Origin of the sequence: Litorimonas sp. RW-G-Af-16, assembly GCF_048319245.1 — a bacterium.
Lineage (GTDB): Bacteria > Pseudomonadota > Alphaproteobacteria > Caulobacterales > Maricaulaceae > Litorimonas.
In genome coordinates this window covers 322,231-337,900 of sequence record NZ_CP166993.1, presented here as the reverse complement: position 1 = coordinate 337,900, position 15,670 = coordinate 322,231, and the positions used below count along the sequence as shown (strand labels likewise).

Sequence of the window (15,670 nt, the reverse complement as noted above, 5' to 3'; positions counted from 1 at the left end):
TTTCTCATGCGCGAAACTATGTCATGCTGTCGGTATGAACATCGAGACGTTTGACATTCAAGGGCCAGTCCTCCTCACGCCGAGGCAGTTTGCGGATGAGCGCGGCGTTTTTTGCGAAACCTTCCGCCTTCATCAAATCCGCGAGGCTATCGGCCAAGACGTTGAATTTGTGCAGGAAAATATGTCGCGTTCTGTCAAATCTGGCACGGTCCGCGGCTTGCATTTTCAGCGTGCCCCCGCAGAACAAGGCAAGTTGGTGCGGTGCAGTCGCGGGAGGTTACGGGACGTGATCGTTGATTTACGGCGAGGATCGTCCACCTTTGCGCAGCATATCGCGGTTGTTTTGGATGCCGATTCTGCCTCCAGTTTTTGGGTGCCCTCAGGATTTGCGCACGGCTTTATTACCTTAGAAGATCATTGCGAAATCCTCTACAAGACGACGGATTACTATGCGCCCCAGCATGAAGGCGCGCTCTTTTGGGCAGATCCAGAGCTAGGCATAGATTGGGGTATTTCGCAGGCGGACGCGATTGTTTCGGAGAAAGACAAAACCGCCCCATCACTCTCAGACCTAGCGCAGCTATAGCCTGCTTATGTCATCCCAAACAGACCACAAGCCGATGAAATTCGCCGTTCTTGGAAAGTCAGGTCAACTGGCCCAAGCCCTTCGTCGCGCGGGCGAAACTCGCGGTCATCAACTATTTTTTCTTGGGCGAGATAGCTGTGATTTGACGGCGTCTGAAACGGTTATTTCCCAAGCCCTCGCGCGGCTGCCGCAGATTGATGCTGTGATCAACGCGGCTGCTTATACACAGGTTGACCGCGCCGAAGACGCGGTTGATGAAGCGATGCAATTAAATAGAACCGCGCCCGCCAGTCTTGCGCGATTTAGCAAAGGCCGCGACATTCCTCTGATCCACATTTCCACGGACTATGTGTTCGACGGAACAGCCAACACGCCCTATCTACCAACTGACGAAACATCTCCGATCAACGCCTATGGCCGATCTAAATTGGCGGGGGAGCAGGCAGTAATGACTTACGCCAAAGCGACCGTTCTGCGCACCTCTTGGCTTTATGACGGGTTTGGGCGCAATTTCTTCACGACAATGGCACGCAAAATGGGAGAGGTCGAAGCTTTGCGCATTGTCGCCGATCAATACGGACGACCCACCCATACGCGCACATTAGCTGACGCCTGTTTTGCCGCGCTGCAAAACCCCAATCCCGGCCTTTATCACGTCACAGATTCTGGCCCTATCACCCATTGGGCAGATTTCGCGCGGGCAATCTTTGAACGTGCGCCCAAGGGGTTACCACTCGTGCCGGTCGTCACAGACATTTCAAGCTCGGACTACCCGACACCCGCCGCCCGCCCCAAATTCTCTGCACTAGAGACCCAAGCGTTCGAGATAACTTTCGGCTGCGATCTACCCGACTGGCGAGATATGGTTGATGTGGCTTGGGCTGAGTTCGTAACCTAATTCCACGTTGCGTCTGCCCCAAGGCTCGCATATTGACTATGTATGACGCAACAGTCGACACTTCTGATCACAGGCGGCGCGGGGTTTATTGGCTCCGCTGTGCTGCGCGAGGCTTTAAGCCGCGGGTGCCGCGTGGTTAATGTCGATTGTCTGACCTATGCTGCCCTACCTGGTACGCTGTCAGACATAGACTCCCATCCCGATTATCATTTCGCCAAGGTCGATATTCGCGATAGCGATAAACTGCGCGCCGTCTTCACAGATCACCGTCCCGACGGCGTGATCCATTTGGCCGCAGAGTCGCATGTTGATCGGTCTATTGCCTCGCCGAATGATTTTCTCAGCACAAACATCATGGGCACAGCGAATGTCTTGCAAGCCGCACAACACGCATGGCGCGAGTCTGATGCCGAGCATCGCTTCATACATGTTTCAACAGACGAAGTTTTTGGGGATCTAGAGGCGACTGATCCCGCCTTTACCGAAGATACGCCCTATCAACCCAGTAGCCCCTATTCCGCGTCAAAGGCGGCATCTGACCACCTCGTTCGTGCATGGGGTCGAACCTATGACATGCCTGTTATCTTAACAAATTGCTCAAATAATTACGGCCCGTTTCAATATCCCGAAAAACTCATTCCTGTGGTGATCGCCAAAGCGCTCGCGGGGGAGCCAATCCCTGTTTACGGCGCAGGTGAAAATGTGCGCGACTGGCTATTTGTGCAAGATCACGCCAAAGCCTTACTGGATGTTTACACGCGCGGCGTGATCGGCGAGAGCTATAATATTGGCGGGAATTGCGAGCGCAGAAACATTGATTTGGTCAAAGAGATTTGCCGCCTGATGGATGAATTGTCGCCCGCTCATAAACCCCATCGTGAATTAATTAAATTCGTGACGGATCGCCCTGGGCATGACCAGCGATATGCAATTAACTCTGCCAAAATCAAACGCGATCTTGGGTGGGAAGCAGAGACAGATTTTTCAGACGGCCTGCGCCAGACCGTGCAGTGGTATTTAGATAATCAGAACTGGTGGAAGCCCGCTATGTCAAACTCACAAGCGCAACATGTCGCGTAAAGGTATTATCCTAGCGGGCGGCACAGGCACACGCCTTTATCCTAGCTCTATCGCTGTGTCCAAACAACTCATGCCAGTCTATGATAAGCCAATGATTTACTATCCGCTTAGCACGCTGATGGAGTGTAGAATTCGCGATGTTTTGGTTATCACCACCCCGCATGATCAGGCCGCGTTTCAAACCCTCCTGCGCGATGGATCGCAATGGGGTATTTCGATTTCCTATGCCGAACAAGCCTCGCCAGACGGGATCGCGCAGGCTTTAATTATAGCAGAAGACTTCCTCGACGGTGCCCCATGCGCTCTGATCTTGGGCGATAATTTATTCTTTGGCGATAGCGTCAAAAAAGCTGCCCTGATCGCAGATGCAAAGCCTTCGGGCGCAACGATTTTTGCCTATTACGTCAATGATCCCGAACGCTACGGTGTCGTTAAATTCAACAGTGCGGGTCAGGCTTTGGCGTTGGTTGAAAAACCCGAAGTCGCCGAGTCGCAATATGCTGTGACAGGGCTTTATTTCTACGACAATAAAGCTCCAGATATGGCGCGGAAATTAATTCCATCGGCGCGTGGAGAATTAGAAATAACGGCGCTGAACCAGATGTATCTGGACGCGAGCGAGCTAGATGTTCAGCGCTTGCCGCGCGGCACAACTTGGCTCGACACGGGCACCCATCGATCCTTGTTTCAAGCCGCGCAATTTGTCAGCGTTATCCAAGAGCGACAAGGCCGGCGCATTTGTAGCCTCGAAGAAATCGCCTATACCAAAAAATGGATTACCAAAGAGATGTTCCAAGCGGAAATTGACCGCCTCGGCGAAGGTGGCTACGCGCAATACCTCAAAACAATTATTTAATTCGCGCCGCGCCCGACACTGTCATATTTAAACTCTGCTAAGCGCGGGTCATCGGGCTGATAAACATTGCGCAAATCAACCATCACAGGCGTCTGCATAACAGATTTTAAACGCGCAAAATCCAGCGCGCGAAACTGATCCCACTCTGTCACGATGACCAATGCATCCGCATTTTTCGCACAAGTATAAGCGTCTTCGCAATAGGTCACGTCCTTGAAAATCTCTTTGGCTTCATGGACGGCTTCGGGGTCTGTGGCGCGGATAATGGCGCCTTGGGCTTGCAGGGTTTCGATGATGGCGATGGACGGACTATCGCGCATATCGTCCGTATTGGGTTTGAACGCTAGCCCTAAAACAGCGATCGTTTTTCCGTCGACAGAGCCGCCGCACGCCGCCACGACTTTGCTCGCCATGGAGGTCTTACGCGCCTCGTTGACGTCCGCTGTTGTGCTGATCAATCGCAGCGGCACATCATATTCTTCGGCTGTATGAATAATGGCGAGCGTGTCTTTGGGAAAGCATGAGCCACCATAGCCAGGCCCAGCATGTAAGAACTTCGAGCCAATGCGTTTGTCTAGCCCAATGCCCCGGGCGACCTCCTGCACATTCGCGCCCACGGCTTCGCAAAGATCGGCCATTTCGTTGATGAAAGTGATCTTCATCGCGAGGAATGCATTGGCCGCATATTTCGTCAATTCAGACGTGCGGCGCGATGTGAACATGATCGGCGTTTCGTTTATAAATAAAGGGCGGTATAGCTCTCGCATCACCGCTTTGGCGGGCGCTGAGTCTGTGCCGACGACAACACGGTCTGGGCGTTTAAAGTCATTGATCGCTGCGCCTTCGCGCAAAAACTCTGGATTAGATACCACATCAAATTTCGCGCTCGGATTGACTTCGCGTATGATTTCTTCGACGCGATCCCCTGTCCCGACGGGCACGGTCGATTTGGTGACAACCACAGTATAGCCCTTGATCAGCGCTGCGATTTCCTTGGTCGCCGCATAGACGTAGGTCAGGTCTGCAAATCCGTCGCCGCGCCGCATGGGTGTGCCGACTGCGATGAATACTGCGTCCGCCCCCTCCATAGCTTCGGCGAGATCTGTCGTGAAATTCAGACGGCCAGATTTGACGTTTTTGCGCACAAGGTCTTCTAGCCCCGGTTCGAAAATCGGGATGCCGCCAGCTTTCAGAGTTTCGACTTTTTTCGCGTCCTTATCGACGCAAACTACATCGTGTCCAAAATCTGCAAAACATACGCCGGAGACTAAGCCGACATATCCTGTACCCACCATGGTTATTCGCATTGTGTCGTCCTAGTTCATTCAGTGTATCGCAGTTCCTATGCCAGAGTTCGGAGATAACGCCTAGACCCAACACCGTTAGCTTTTGGCAATGCAGGGGTGACAATGGACGGGCTTAGCGCTACGTCCGAAGACAGAGTTTTTAATGTAGAGGCCCGCGCCATCCCGCATATTTCAGTCATCATAGTCAATTATAACGGCGGCGAATGGTTGGCGCGCTCTGTGCAATCTGTTGTGGATCAAACCTATGCTGATTTTGAGTGTTTTATCGTCGATAATGGCAGCACGGACGGCTCGCTAGATACCCTACCTCCCCTCGATGCGCGCTTTAAAATTATTGAAGCGGGCGAGAATTTGGGCTTTGCGAAGGGTAATAATCTGGCGGCGAAACAGGCTGCGGGCGAATGGCTGGCTCTATTAAATCCTGACGCATTTGCCTATCAAGATTGGCTAGAAAAATTGCTGGCAGCCACCAGAATTAGGCCCAATGTCACGATGGTCGGATCGACGCAATATATGGCGTCGGGCGGTGTGTTTGACGGGCTAGGCGATGAGTATCACGCCTTTGGCCTCGCTTGGCGGGCCGGGTTTGGGCACCCTATTTACGACGCAACAACGCGCGAATGTTTTGCGCCCTGCGGCGCTGGAGCCTTCTATCATGCCCCGACATTCCACCGCCTTGGCGGCTTTGATGAAAGCTTTTTTTGCTATCACGAAGATGTTGATTTGGGCTTTCGCATGCGGCTAGACGGGGGGATATGCGTGCAGTCAGCCGAGGCGAAAATCGATCATATCAGCAGCGGAATTTCAGGGCGGGCCAGCGAGTTTTCCGTCTATCACGGCACCCGCAACCGTATTTGGACGTTTCGGAAAAACATGCCGCACGCGCTCGCTATTCCGCTCTTCCCGTTTTTTCTCGCGACCAATCTGTTCGTGCTGACGTGGTCAGTGTTTCGCAAAGGGCGCTTCGCCCCAACCTTTCGCGGGATGCGGGACGGGTTCGCGGCAAAGGCTCTGATCCGCAAAAGTCCGCGCACAGCAAAGCGACGCGACATTGTTCAGGCTTTGGGCTGGAACCCAATCAAAGTCTATCGCCGCCTGCCCGTCCAGACCAACCCTATAATCCCAAAATAGTTGAACTCCCGTGAGCTGTAATCCTCACGGAAATGTGTATGACAAACACGGTCAGACGCGTTAGGAGCGACGCCATGAACGCCCCGATTGATCCTCAAAAATTCCGCAATCCCCAGACGACCGCTAAGGGGGAGAAGCGCGCGCAAGTCTTCTTTAAACGCCTCGACACGCTGTGGCTGAATACGGGGAGTCTTTGCAATATCGAATGCGCGAATTGCTATATAAAAAGCAGTCCCACCGCCGACCATTTCGTCTATCTCACACTTGACGATGTGACGCCCTATCTGGACGAAATAGATGCCATGGGCTTGGGCGCGATTGAGATTGGCGTGACGGGCGGCGAACCTTATTTAAATCCCAATATGATTGCGATTTCGGAGGCTGTGCTAGCGCGCGGACATTCCCTGCTGGTTCTAACCAATGCGATGAAGCCGATGATGCGCCCCCGTGTGCAGGCAGGCTTACTTGATCTGGCAAAGCGCTTCCCTGACAAGACGACGTTCCGCGTGAGTCTCGATCATTTCAGCGCAGCAGGGCATGATACGGAGCGTGGAGAGGGAAGCTTTGCGGTGGCACTGCGCGGCATGCGCTGGCTCTCTGATCACAACATGCCGATGAATATCGCGGGTCGCGCCATGTTTTCAGAGGACGAAGCTACGGCCCGCGCGGGCTACGATAAATTAATTACAGACCATAACTGGGCGATAGATGCCATGGACCCCGCGCAATTAATTCTCTTCCCTGAAATGGACGCAAGCGTCGATGTGCCAGAGATTACAGTCGCGTGCTGGGGCATATTGGATATTTCGCCCGACACGATGATGTGTTCAAATTCGCGCATGGTGGTCAAGCGCAAGGGCGAAGATCGCGCCAGCGTTTTGGCTTGCACATTATTGTGGGATGACACGCAATTCGAGATGGGGAAAACCCTGACGGAGAGCCTCGGTCCTGTCGCCCTTAACCACCCACATTGCGCGAAATTCTGCGTCCTCGGCGGCGCAAGTTGCTCGGCTTAGTCTTTAAAATGCTTGGATAGGCGCAAGCCTTGGGCTTGATAGTTTGAGCCTTCAGAGCCGTAGAGCGCGTCGGGTTTTGCGACGAGCGGTTCGTAGATTAGTTTTGCAATCGACTGCCCGTGACGCAGCAGGAACGGCACGTCCCGTCCGCGCACTTCCAGCACAGCGCGAGAGCCCGCGCCGCCCGCTTCGGCCACACCAAAACCGGGATCAAAGAAGCCGGCATAATGCGCGCGAAACTCGCCAATTTCTGGCGCGATGGGGGCCATTTCTGCGGCTTGGTCTTCGGGAATTGAGACGCTTTCCTTGCTCGCCAAAATGTAAAATTCTTCGGGGTCTAGCACTAATTCGCCTGTCGGTGCGGTTAGCGGCTCCCAATAATGTGCCGCACTATGCGCGCCTACCCCGCCAATATCGACCAGCCCCGCATGACGTTTCGCGCGGTATCCGATAACGGCCCCCGGTGCGTCGCCGTGCAAATCAATGCTGACGGTCTGTGTTGAGAGCTGTTGATGTTCACCGCGGCGCAATCGCATCTGCACCAAACGCTGCCCCGTCTTGACCAAGATCGGAAATGTGCGCGGCGCGACCTCGACATAAAGCGGGCCAGAATATCCTGCTGGGATCGCGTCAAACCGATCTGCCCCGTCGCAGATCACGCGCGTAAATACATCCAGCCGCCCCGTCGAACTTTTGGGGTTGGCGAGGCCCGCAATGTCGTCAGGTAAGTTCAGGCTCTGCCCAATCGGGATCAAATAGACGCAGCCCGTTTCCAACACCGCACCCTTTTTGAGTTTAAACTGATGCACGGTAACAGACGACAATGCGTCTTCGACCGTGCGCCCTTCACCTGGCAAGAAGCTGGCGCGGATGCGGTAAGCGGTCTGCCCGAGTGATAAGTCGAGGCTAGCGGGTTGTAATTGCGGCGCGGGGTGACCTTTGGATTTGAGCAAACCCGCGATGTGGCCTGACTTGGTCAAAGCCAAAATTTCTTGACGTGGTAAAATCCCAATAGACATGACAATCGACTAGCGATGGAACTCCCCTAAGACAAGAATGAAGTGCAAAAACTGAGTCCTAACTGGCTAAACCGCTTGCGGGCATCGTGGGAACGCGCCACAAAGCGATCGAGAGAAACAAGCTGACGTCGAATCAGCGCATTGAGAGAATGGACATCGTCATGAGCGATTCAGGGGATCTACACGCACACATCGCAATGTTCGAGCAACGCACAAATGACGTTATCGTCCGCGTTGAACCTGAATATCTGGCGGAGCAATCCAGCCACACCGACTCCCGCTATATCTGGGCCTATACCGTCGAAATCGACAATCAAAGCAATGAAGACTTACAAGTCACGGGCCGCTTTTGGCAGATCGCCGATAGTCGCGGTCACGTCCAAGAAGTGCGCGGGTCTGGCGTGGTTGGCGAGAAGCCAGTGGTCAAAGCGGGCGAAGTGTTTCGCTATACATCTGGCGCACCGCTCACGGCACCGTCTGGTATGATGCGCGGAACTTACCGCGTTGAAAACACCTCTGGCACAAGCTTTGACGTTGATATTCCAGCCTTCGTTCTGGACAGCCCGCATGAGGGACTTCGCGTCAATTAGGCTTATCGGGCATTGGTTAGGGGGCGCGTGGGTCGGGAGCGAATAGCTAGCTAAGACGCTCAACCGACCCTGCCAAACACCCCCCAGCGTTTGGCCTATCCTGTGTAAGTGCGGCAAAATGAACTTTCCCTGAACGCTACAATTCAGCCTTTGAAATTTGACCTTTGCGCCCTATGCAAAGTCATGGGATTTTACGCAAAACACATCCTGCCGCTCTGCCTCGACAAAGCTTGCGGCATTGGCCCGATCACGAAACAGCGCCAGAAGGTCGTGCCGCATGCGACGGGTGTCGTGCTGGAAATCGGGATCGGCTCTGGTCTGAACCTGCCGCATTATAATCCTGATAAAGTCACTCGCATCATTGGCGTGGACCCCGACGACCACATTTGGAAACGCAGCAATGACGCCCGCGCGGCCTGCCCTATTCCTGTCGAGCGGATCGGACTATCTGGCGAGGACATTCCGCTGGACACCAACGCCGCAGACACCGTCGTCGTGACCTATAGCCTTTGCACCATTCCTGACCCCGTCAAAGCTTTGCGAGAGATGCGGCGCATCCTCAAGCCTGGTGAACATATCCTATTCTCGGAACACGGCAAAGCTCCAGATGCAAGCGTCGCCAAATGGCAATCGCGCATTGATCCCGTCTGGAAGCGCATTGCAGGGGGCTGCCATAGCGGGCGGGACATTCCGCGCCTGTTCAAGCAAGCCGACCTGACATTCGATCGGCTTGACCAAATGTATATTCCCGGCCCCAAAATCCTGTCTTATAATTATTTCGGCGTGGCGCGTTAAACACACTTTAAAAATCCGCCCAAACGCCCTAGACCTCGCCCATGTCCAAAAAGAACAAAATCCAACGTCCCAAAGCTCGCCGCCCCAGAGGGTTTGAAGATCGCAGCGCAGAATCGCTTCGCGCGGAACGCCGCCTGATCAATGCCGCCTTTTCTGTCTATGACAGTTTCGGGTTCGAGCCGTTGCAGACGCCCGCCTTTGAATATGCCGATGCGCTGGGCAAATTCCTGCCGGATGAAGACCGTCCGAATGTCGGCGTGTTCGCCTTGCGCGATGATGACGAGCAGTGGATGAGCCTACGCTATGATCTGACCGCCCCGCTCGCCAGATATGTCGCCGAGAATTACGACGCCCTCGCCAAGCCCTATCGCCGCTACCAAGCGGGCAGCGTCTTCCGCAATGAAAAGCCTGGCCCAGGTCGCTTCCGCGAGTTCACGCAATGCGACGCAGACAGCGTAGGCGCAGCCAGTTCTGCCGCTGACGCCGAGATGATCATGCTCGCCGCGGAAGTCATGCGCGCCGCTGGCCTGAAAGACGGGCAATACGCCGTGCGGGTGAATAACCGCAAACTCCTCGATGGAATCCTAGAAAGTGCGGGCGTCCCCAATACAGACGCAGGCGCGGAGCAACGGCTCAAAGTCTTGCGCGCGATTGATAAACTCGACCGCCTTGGCGCGGACGGCGTCGAAGCCCTGCTCGGCGAGGGGCGTGAGGACGAGAGCGGTGACTACACGGACGGCGCAGGGCTTGATACCACCGCGATCAAAGCTGTGTTGGGCTTCGCGACCGCCCCGTCGGAAGACCGCGCGGCCACTATCCGCTCGCTCGAAAAACTGGTCGGACAAAGCGAGCGCGGCGCATCAGGCGTCAAAGAATTATCTGAGATCGACGCAATTCTCAACGCGACAGGCTTTGGCGATGACCGCGTGTCCTATGACACCTCCATCGTGCGCGGCCTCGGCTATTACACAGGGCCCGTCTTTGAGGCGGAACTCCTCGCTGATATTCGCGACCGCAAAGGCCGCCCCGTGCGTATCGGCTCGATTGGCGGCGGCGGACGCTATGACGATTTGGTCAGCCGTTTCCGCGGCCAGCAAGTCCCCGCGACAGGATTTTCCTTCGGCGTGTCCCGCTTCCTTGAGGCACTCGAACGCATGGACGCCCTGCAAGACGAGACCCGCCCGCCCGTTATCATTTGCGCCTTCGACAAAGCCCTCATGGGCGAGTATTTCAACATGGCGGCAGAACTCCGCGCGGCTGGCATCCGAGCAGAAGTCTTCATCGGCGCAGGCAATGTCACCAAGCAAATGAAATATGCCGATCGCCGCGGCGCGCAGATCGCCGTCCTCATGGGCAGCGACGAAAAACAAGCGGGCGAAGTCACCCTCAAAGACCTCTACCTCGGCGCCGAAATGGCCAAAGCTATCGAGTCCAATGAAGAGTGGAAAGAAGCCAGACCCGCACAGGAAACCGTGACGCGCGACGGCTTCGTCGCGGGGGTCCGGGGGATGTTGGGATAGTTGAAATAAATTTTCGGTGGTTACGTTCGCTTAGCCGATTATGGCTAAAAGACATCTACTCTACCCCCACCTCAACCACTGCATCCTCCACGCCGAACTCGCCCGCCAGCCGCGCTTTAATCGCGCCTTGAACGGCTCCGACTGACGCTCGCGCGCCCGCCACGGCGACCACCGTGACCACGGGGCGTTCGGGGGTAATAGACCAAGTTCGGATCTCTGTGATCTCTTGAAGGTCTGGGATATGGGCGGCGAGGTCGGCTTCTATCTTGCGGCGGTCAAGCGCTGCAGGGGCGCCTTCGAGGAGGACGTGGGCGCTCTCTTTGACCAGACTGTAAGCGGAGCGCAAGATCAACAGCGCGACCAGCACGGAGAGGATCGGGTCAGCCATGACCCATCCCGTTTTCCAGATGATAATCGCCGCCAATATCGCGGCCGCCGAGCCGAGCAGATCACCAAGCACATGCAAAACCGCCCCGCGAATATTGAGGTTATGCTGATCCGCGCCGCGCAAAATCCACAGCACGATCAGGTTCACAAGTAACCCGCCCACGGCCACGGCAAACATCGGCCCCGCGAGGATATTGACGGGGGATTGGATGCGGTGGACGGCTTCCCACACGATCCATGCCGCGACCAGAAATAGGGTCAATCCGTTGATGAAAGCGACCAAAATCGACACGCGGTCATAGCCAAATGTGTAGCGCGAGTTCGCGGGGCGGCGGGCGATCATAAATGCACCCCACGCCATCGCTAAGGCGGCGAAATCTGTGAGCATATGCCCCGCATCGGCTAGCAAAGCGAGGGAGCCAGAGATCAGCCCACCCACCACTTCCACCAGCATGAACAGCCCAGTTATAATGGCGGCAATAGCGACCCGTTGGCGATTGGTCCCGTCGACTTTGGGAGCGTGGGAATGGCTATGGCCGTGATCATGGCCATGATGATCGTGATGCGGTTTTGGCGTCTCGCTCATATCAGGCACGGATCACGGAGTAGGCGATCATTTGCTGCGTTTCGGCTTGGTGCCTTGGTCGAGCTTGACCGTGATTTCGGCGGGCTGGCGGATATTGATATCGCGCTGCGGGAACGGAATTTCGAGACCGTATTTTTCAAGCGCCGTATGCAACGCCCAATTATACGCTGCATTGACGCCGCCAGGGCGGGACACGGCTTCGGGCTTGAGCCAAACAACTAATTGATAGTTCAAGCTGGAATCGCCGAATTGCACAAGCCACACATCGGGCGCATGATTGGGATCTTCCCAATCTGTCCACTCGACCTCTTTGGCGGCTTCTAGCGCTGCCTTTTTCACAACCTCTTTGTCGGTGCCGTAAGCAACGCCGAAATCAATCCGCAAGCGGCGGCGCGGATCGCGGAGTGTCCAGTTAATAACCTGGGCTTTGATGAATTCTTCATTCGGAACAAGGATGTCGACGCTGTCATTCGTGGTGACGAGTGTGGAGCGAATATTGATCTCTCGCACTTGGCCGCGCACCCCTGATTGAAGCTCGATAAAGTCACCGACTTTGATCGATTTCTCAAACAGGATAATGATGCCAGAGATAAAGTTAGAGAAAATAGATTGCAGGCCGAAACCCACACCGAAGGCAATCGCGCCGGAGAAGAAGGCGAAGGCCGTGAGCGGAATACCAACAGAGCCCAGCGCAATCATAACCGCCAAGATCATCAGGCCGATTTTCGCAACTTGCCCTAGCAGGCCCGCCATAGACGGTGTTAGGCGCGGCGTAGACCGCACTTGCGTTTGCACCGCATTGCCCGCCACGCGGCCAAACCAGAGCGCAAAGCTCGCCACGACGAGGCTGGTGATCACTTGCAAGACAGAAATCCGCGTGCCGCCAACCGTCACCGCCGCTGACTCCAGAGCCGCTGTCACGGGCGTCAATAATTTCACGATGTAAAGCGCCGCTATCCCCCAGGCGATCAAGGAGATGAGTGTCCTGAGCGGGCCTTCTTCCATATTCCGCGTCAGCAGCCGCACAACAATCGCAGCATTGGTCAAGCTCGCCGCAATGCGTAAAATATCATTGGGCAGATCAACACCACGGAAGATAAACATGGCAATCCAGAGAAAGATCACCGTAATCGCTGGCCAGATAATGCCTTCAATAGCGTGCAGGATTTTGTAGATTATGTCCTGTGTTTCGCGCTTGTCTATCCGCGCTCTGAGGCGGGCTTTCGGGCGGCGAGACGCGACCCATGCGAGCAAGGCAGCCGCCAAAATCGCGAGGATTTGCCAGACGGAAGATATAGACATTAGCTGGTCCAGCGCCGCTTCGACCCAGCTTCGTGCGGCCTCGAACATGTCTTGAAAGGATTGTTGCGCGACAGCTTCGGTCGCTTCAATAGCCTCTTCTGCGACTTGCTTTGTATCTTGGGCCACGTCTAGCTATCCACTTCTGCGTCGAGCGCATTGGCGATAATGAAGTCGCGGCGCGGCTCCACAACATCGCCCATTAACTTGGTGAACAGATCGTCCGTTGCATCTGCCGCTTCGACCCGCACTTGCAGGAGGGAACGGGCGTTGGAGTCGAGTGTGGTTTCCCATAATTGATCAGGATTCATCTCGCCCAGGCCTTTATAGCGTTGGATTTTAAAGCCCTTGCGACCGCCTTCAAAGATCACTTCCAGCAGTTGCGACGGGCCAGACACATAGATCGGGTCATCATCGCCCCGACGGAAAGTCGCCGTGCCAGAATAAGTCTCGGCCAGAGCAGGCGCGAGTTTGTGCAGACGCCGCGCATCAGAGCTGTCGCGGAAGCCGTGGCGCAAGACCACGCGATCCGTGACACCGCGCACATCGCGTTCTAGCACCAGCGCGCCATCATCGTCATACCGCCCTGCCCAACCGTCTTCACCTTCATCGGCGATCAGGTCGAGGCGCACAATCGCGCGGTCAATTGCGGCTTGGCTTTCTTCCACATCCAGCGCGCCCGCAATGGCGAGTTGCGAAATAACAGAGTCTGGCGAGCGGTGTTTCATGCGCTTGACGAGGCCTTGCGCTTGTAAGGCTTCTTTGGCGATCCGCTTCAGATCTTCGCCCGACACAACCGCGCCGCTATCGAGCGTCAAGGTCGCGTCTTTGCTGCCCGCATCGATCAGGTAATCATCTAATTCAGATTGGTCTTTGAGGTATTGCGTGCTTTTCCCGCGCTCAACTTTATAGAGCGGAGGTTGCGCGATATAAAGATAGCCGCGCTCAATCAGCTCTGGCATTTGGCGATAGAAAAACGTCAACAGCAGCGTCCGAATATGCGCGCCGTCAACATCGGCATCGGTCATAATAACGATCTTGTGGTAGCGGGCTTTGTCAGCGTCAAAGTCGTCACGGCCAATGCCTGTCCCGAGCGCCGTAATCATCGTGCCGATCTCTTGGCTAGAGAGCATGCGGTCAAATCGGGCGCGTTCGACATTGAGGATTTTACCCTTGAGCGGCAAGATCGCTTGGTTCTGACGGTCCCGCGCCTGTTTCGCAGAGCCCCCCGCAGAGTCGCCCTCCACGATGAAGATTTCAGACAGCGCCGGATCGCGCTCTTGGCAATCGGCGAGCTTCCCTGGCAGTGACGCGATATCCAGCGCAGATTTGCGGCGGGTCAGGTCACGCGCTTTGCGGGCGGCTTCACGGGCGGCGGCAGCTTCGGCGATTTTTTGGATCAGGACTTTGGCTTCTGCTGGATGTTCTTCAAACCACTCGCCAAGGGCTTCGTTCATCGCACTTTCGACGACGGGGCGGACTTCGGAGGAGACGAGCTTGTCTTTGGTCTGGCTGGAAAATTTCGGGTCAGGGACTTTGACGGACAGCACGCAGGTCAAGCCCTCGCGCGCATCATCGCCGCTGATCTGTACTTTCTCTTTTTCGCGGCGCCAGAAGCGGCGGCGTATTTATTGACGGTGCGAGTCAGCGCCCCGCGGAAGCCCGCCAAATGCGTGCCGCCATCGCGTTGCGGAATGTTATTCGTGAAGCAGCGGACATTTTCGTGATAGCCGTCATTCCACCACAGCGCAGCCTCTACCGTGATCCCGTCAACTTCGCGCATGACAGAAATCGGCTTGTCCAGAAGCCCGACTTTATTGGCGTCCAAATGACGGACAAAGGCCTCAATCCCGCCTTCGTAATACAGCTCGGTCACGACGTCTTCTTCGGGGCGCTCATCCGTCAGAATGATCATCACGCCAGAGTTTAGGAACGCCAATTCGCGCAGACGCCGCTCCAACGTGTCGCGATCAAATTCGACCATGGTGAAAGTTTCTTCCGATGGCAGAAAGCGCACACGCGTCCCCGTCAGCGTCCGTGTCGTGCCGTCGCGGCGATTATCAATCGGCGCATCACCGACAATCTTGAGCGGGGCTAAGCTGTCACCGTGCGAAAATTCCATGTAATGCTCTTTCCCGTCGCGCCAGATCGTGAGCTGTAGCGACACCGACAAAGCGTTGACCACGGACACGCCCACACCGTGCAGACCGCCCGAGACCTTGTAGGAGTTCTGATCAAATTTGCCGCCCGCATGGAGCTGCGTCATGATCACTTCGGCGGCAGACATGTTTTCTTCGGTATGGATTGCGACAGGGATTCCGCGCCCATTATCGCGCACAGAGCAAGAGCCGTCCGTGTGCAAAGTCACCTCAACCCGGTCCGCATGACCTGCCAAACTCTCATCAATCGAGTTATCGACAACCTCATAGACCATGTGGTGCAAGCCAGAGCCGTCATCCGTGTCCCCGATATACATGCCGGGACGTTTGCGGACGGCGTCTAAGCCTTTGAGAACTTTGATAGAATCGGCGCCATATTCTGGCTGCGGTGATGCGGGTTCGGCCATGCAAATATTTCCTTACGAATCGTCTAAAATATAG

13 protein-coding genes and 1 pseudogene are annotated in these 15,670 nt (G+C 55.5%); 9 read left to right on the top strand and 5 right to left on the bottom strand.

The features are described 5' to 3' along the window. The first annotated feature begins 34 nt into the window (after window positions 1–34). The 4 genes from rfbC to rfbA are packed head-to-tail and all read left to right on the top strand — an operon-like array spanning window position 35 to window position 3,420. Window positions 35–586: a dTDP-4-dehydrorhamnose 3,5-epimerase gene (gene rfbC, locus AB8615_RS01635; protein WP_409433210.1), complete on the top strand. Its 552-nt coding sequence runs from the start codon at window positions 35–37 to the stop codon at window positions 584–586. A 7-nt stretch (window positions 587–593) separates the two neighbouring features. After that, entirely contained in the window at window positions 594–1,484 is an 891-nt protein-coding gene (gene rfbD / locus AB8615_RS01630) for a dTDP-4-dehydrorhamnose reductase (RefSeq protein WP_409433209.1), read from the top strand. Window positions 1,485–1,526: 42 nt separating this feature from the next. Further along, complete coding sequence (rfbB, locus tag AB8615_RS01625) at window positions 1,527–2,564, top strand: dTDP-glucose 4,6-dehydratase (protein WP_409433208.1); 1,038 nt, start codon at window positions 1,527–1,529, stop codon at window positions 2,562–2,564. Continuing rightward, window positions 2,554–3,420 carry a glucose-1-phosphate thymidylyltransferase RfbA gene (rfbA, locus tag AB8615_RS01620; RefSeq protein ID WP_409433207.1) on the top strand — a complete coding sequence of 289 codons (867 nt, stop codon included), beginning with the start codon at window positions 2,554–2,556 and terminating at the stop codon, window positions 3,418–3,420. Before rfbB ends, rfbA begins: the two co-directional genes overlap by 11 nt. Here rfbA and AB8615_RS01615 read toward each other — a convergent pair. Continuing rightward, a complete protein-coding gene (locus AB8615_RS01615) occupies window positions 3,417–4,727 on the bottom strand; it encodes a UDP-glucose dehydrogenase family protein (protein WP_418152544.1) in 1,311 nt (436 codons plus the stop codon). The genes rfbA and AB8615_RS01615 overlap by 4 nt on opposite strands. 102 nt (window positions 4,728–4,829) lie before the next feature. On the opposite strand from AB8615_RS01615, the gene AB8615_RS01610 reads away from it, so the two are divergent. Next, window positions 4,830–5,858 (top strand): glycosyltransferase family 2 protein, encoded by a 1,029-nt coding sequence (locus AB8615_RS01610; protein WP_409433205.1) that lies wholly within the window; start codon window positions 4,830–4,832, stop codon window positions 5,856–5,858. 74 nt (window positions 5,859–5,932) lie between these two features. Further along, window positions 5,933–6,874, top strand: a complete 942-nt coding sequence (locus tag AB8615_RS01605) for a radical SAM protein (RefSeq protein WP_409433204.1) — start codon at window positions 5,933–5,935, stop codon at window positions 6,872–6,874. Here AB8615_RS01605 and AB8615_RS01600 read toward each other — a convergent pair. Continuing rightward, window positions 6,871–7,893, bottom strand: a complete 1,023-nt coding sequence (locus tag AB8615_RS01600; RefSeq protein WP_409433203.1) for a 2'-deoxycytidine 5'-triphosphate deaminase domain-containing protein — start codon at window positions 7,891–7,893, stop codon at window positions 6,871–6,873. The genes AB8615_RS01605 and AB8615_RS01600 overlap by 4 nt on opposite strands. A 161-nt stretch (window positions 7,894–8,054) precedes the next feature. Here AB8615_RS01600 and apaG point away from each other — a divergent pair, with 161 nt between their 5' ends. The 3 genes from apaG (at window position 8,055) to hisS (ending at window position 10,798) form a co-directional block, all read left to right on the top strand. Continuing rightward, on the top strand, window positions 8,055–8,483 hold the full coding sequence (gene apaG, locus AB8615_RS01595) for a Co2+/Mg2+ efflux protein ApaG (protein WP_409433202.1): 429 nt from the start codon (window positions 8,055–8,057) through the stop codon (window positions 8,481–8,483). Between the two features lie 183 nt (window positions 8,484–8,666). Continuing rightward, on the top strand, window positions 8,667–9,278 hold the full coding sequence (locus tag AB8615_RS01590; protein ID WP_409433201.1) for a class I SAM-dependent methyltransferase: 612 nt from the start codon (window positions 8,667–8,669) through the stop codon (window positions 9,276–9,278). 41 nt (window positions 9,279–9,319) lie between these two features. Beyond that, a complete protein-coding gene (gene hisS, locus AB8615_RS01585; protein ID WP_409433200.1) occupies window positions 9,320–10,798 on the top strand; it encodes a histidine--tRNA ligase in 1,479 nt (492 codons plus the stop codon). Between the two features lie 55 nt (window positions 10,799–10,853). Here the strand turns inward: hisS and AB8615_RS01580 are convergent, their stop codons facing one another. The 3 genes and pseudogenes from AB8615_RS01580 to gyrB form a co-directional block, all read right to left on the bottom strand. After that, entirely contained in the window at window positions 10,854–11,771 is a 918-nt protein-coding gene (locus AB8615_RS01580; protein ID WP_409433199.1) for a cation diffusion facilitator family transporter, read from the bottom strand. Window positions 11,772–11,798: 27 nt separating this feature from the next. Next, window positions 11,799–13,199 (bottom strand): mechanosensitive ion channel family protein, encoded by a 1,401-nt coding sequence (locus AB8615_RS01575; RefSeq protein ID WP_409433198.1) that lies wholly within the window; start codon window positions 13,197–13,199, stop codon window positions 11,799–11,801. Window positions 13,200–13,201: 2 nt separating this feature from the next. Further along, window positions 13,202–15,636, bottom strand: a pseudogene (gyrB, locus tag AB8615_RS01570) (DNA topoisomerase (ATP-hydrolyzing) subunit B). Window positions 15,637–15,670 lie beyond the last annotated feature (34 nt).

Bases quoted from the DNA above. Each gene is read 5' to 3' on its own strand.
- rfbC (WP_409433210.1), top strand. From the start codon at position 35: ATGAACATCGAGACGTTTGACATTCAAGGGCCAGTCCTCCTCACGCCG.
- rfbD (WP_409433209.1), top strand. From the start codon at position 594: ATGTCATCCCAAACAGACCACAAGCCGATGAAATTCGCCGTTCTTGGA.
- rfbB (WP_409433208.1), top strand. From the start codon at position 1,527: ATGACGCAACAGTCGACACTTCTGATCACAGGCGGCGCGGGGTTTATT.
- rfbA (WP_409433207.1), top strand. From the start codon at position 2,554: ATGTCGCGTAAAGGTATTATCCTAGCGGGCGGCACAGGCACACGCCTT.
- AB8615_RS01615 (WP_418152544.1), bottom strand. From the start codon at position 4,727: ATGCGAATAACCATGGTGGGTACAGGATATGTCGGCTTAGTCTCCGGC.
- AB8615_RS01610 (WP_409433205.1), top strand. From the start codon at position 4,830: ATGGACGGGCTTAGCGCTACGTCCGAAGACAGAGTTTTTAATGTAGAG.
- AB8615_RS01605 (WP_409433204.1), top strand. From the start codon at position 5,933: ATGAACGCCCCGATTGATCCTCAAAAATTCCGCAATCCCCAGACGACC.
- AB8615_RS01600 (WP_409433203.1), bottom strand. From the start codon at position 7,893: ATGTCTATTGGGATTTTACCACGTCAAGAAATTTTGGCTTTGACCAAG.
- apaG (WP_409433202.1), top strand. From the start codon at position 8,055: ATGAGCGATTCAGGGGATCTACACGCACACATCGCAATGTTCGAGCAA.
- AB8615_RS01590 (WP_409433201.1), top strand. From the start codon at position 8,667: ATGGGATTTTACGCAAAACACATCCTGCCGCTCTGCCTCGACAAAGCT.
- hisS (WP_409433200.1), top strand. From the start codon at position 9,320: ATGTCCAAAAAGAACAAAATCCAACGTCCCAAAGCTCGCCGCCCCAGA.
- AB8615_RS01580 (WP_409433199.1), bottom strand. From the start codon at position 11,771: ATGAGCGAGACGCCAAAACCGCATCACGATCATCATGGCCATGATCAC.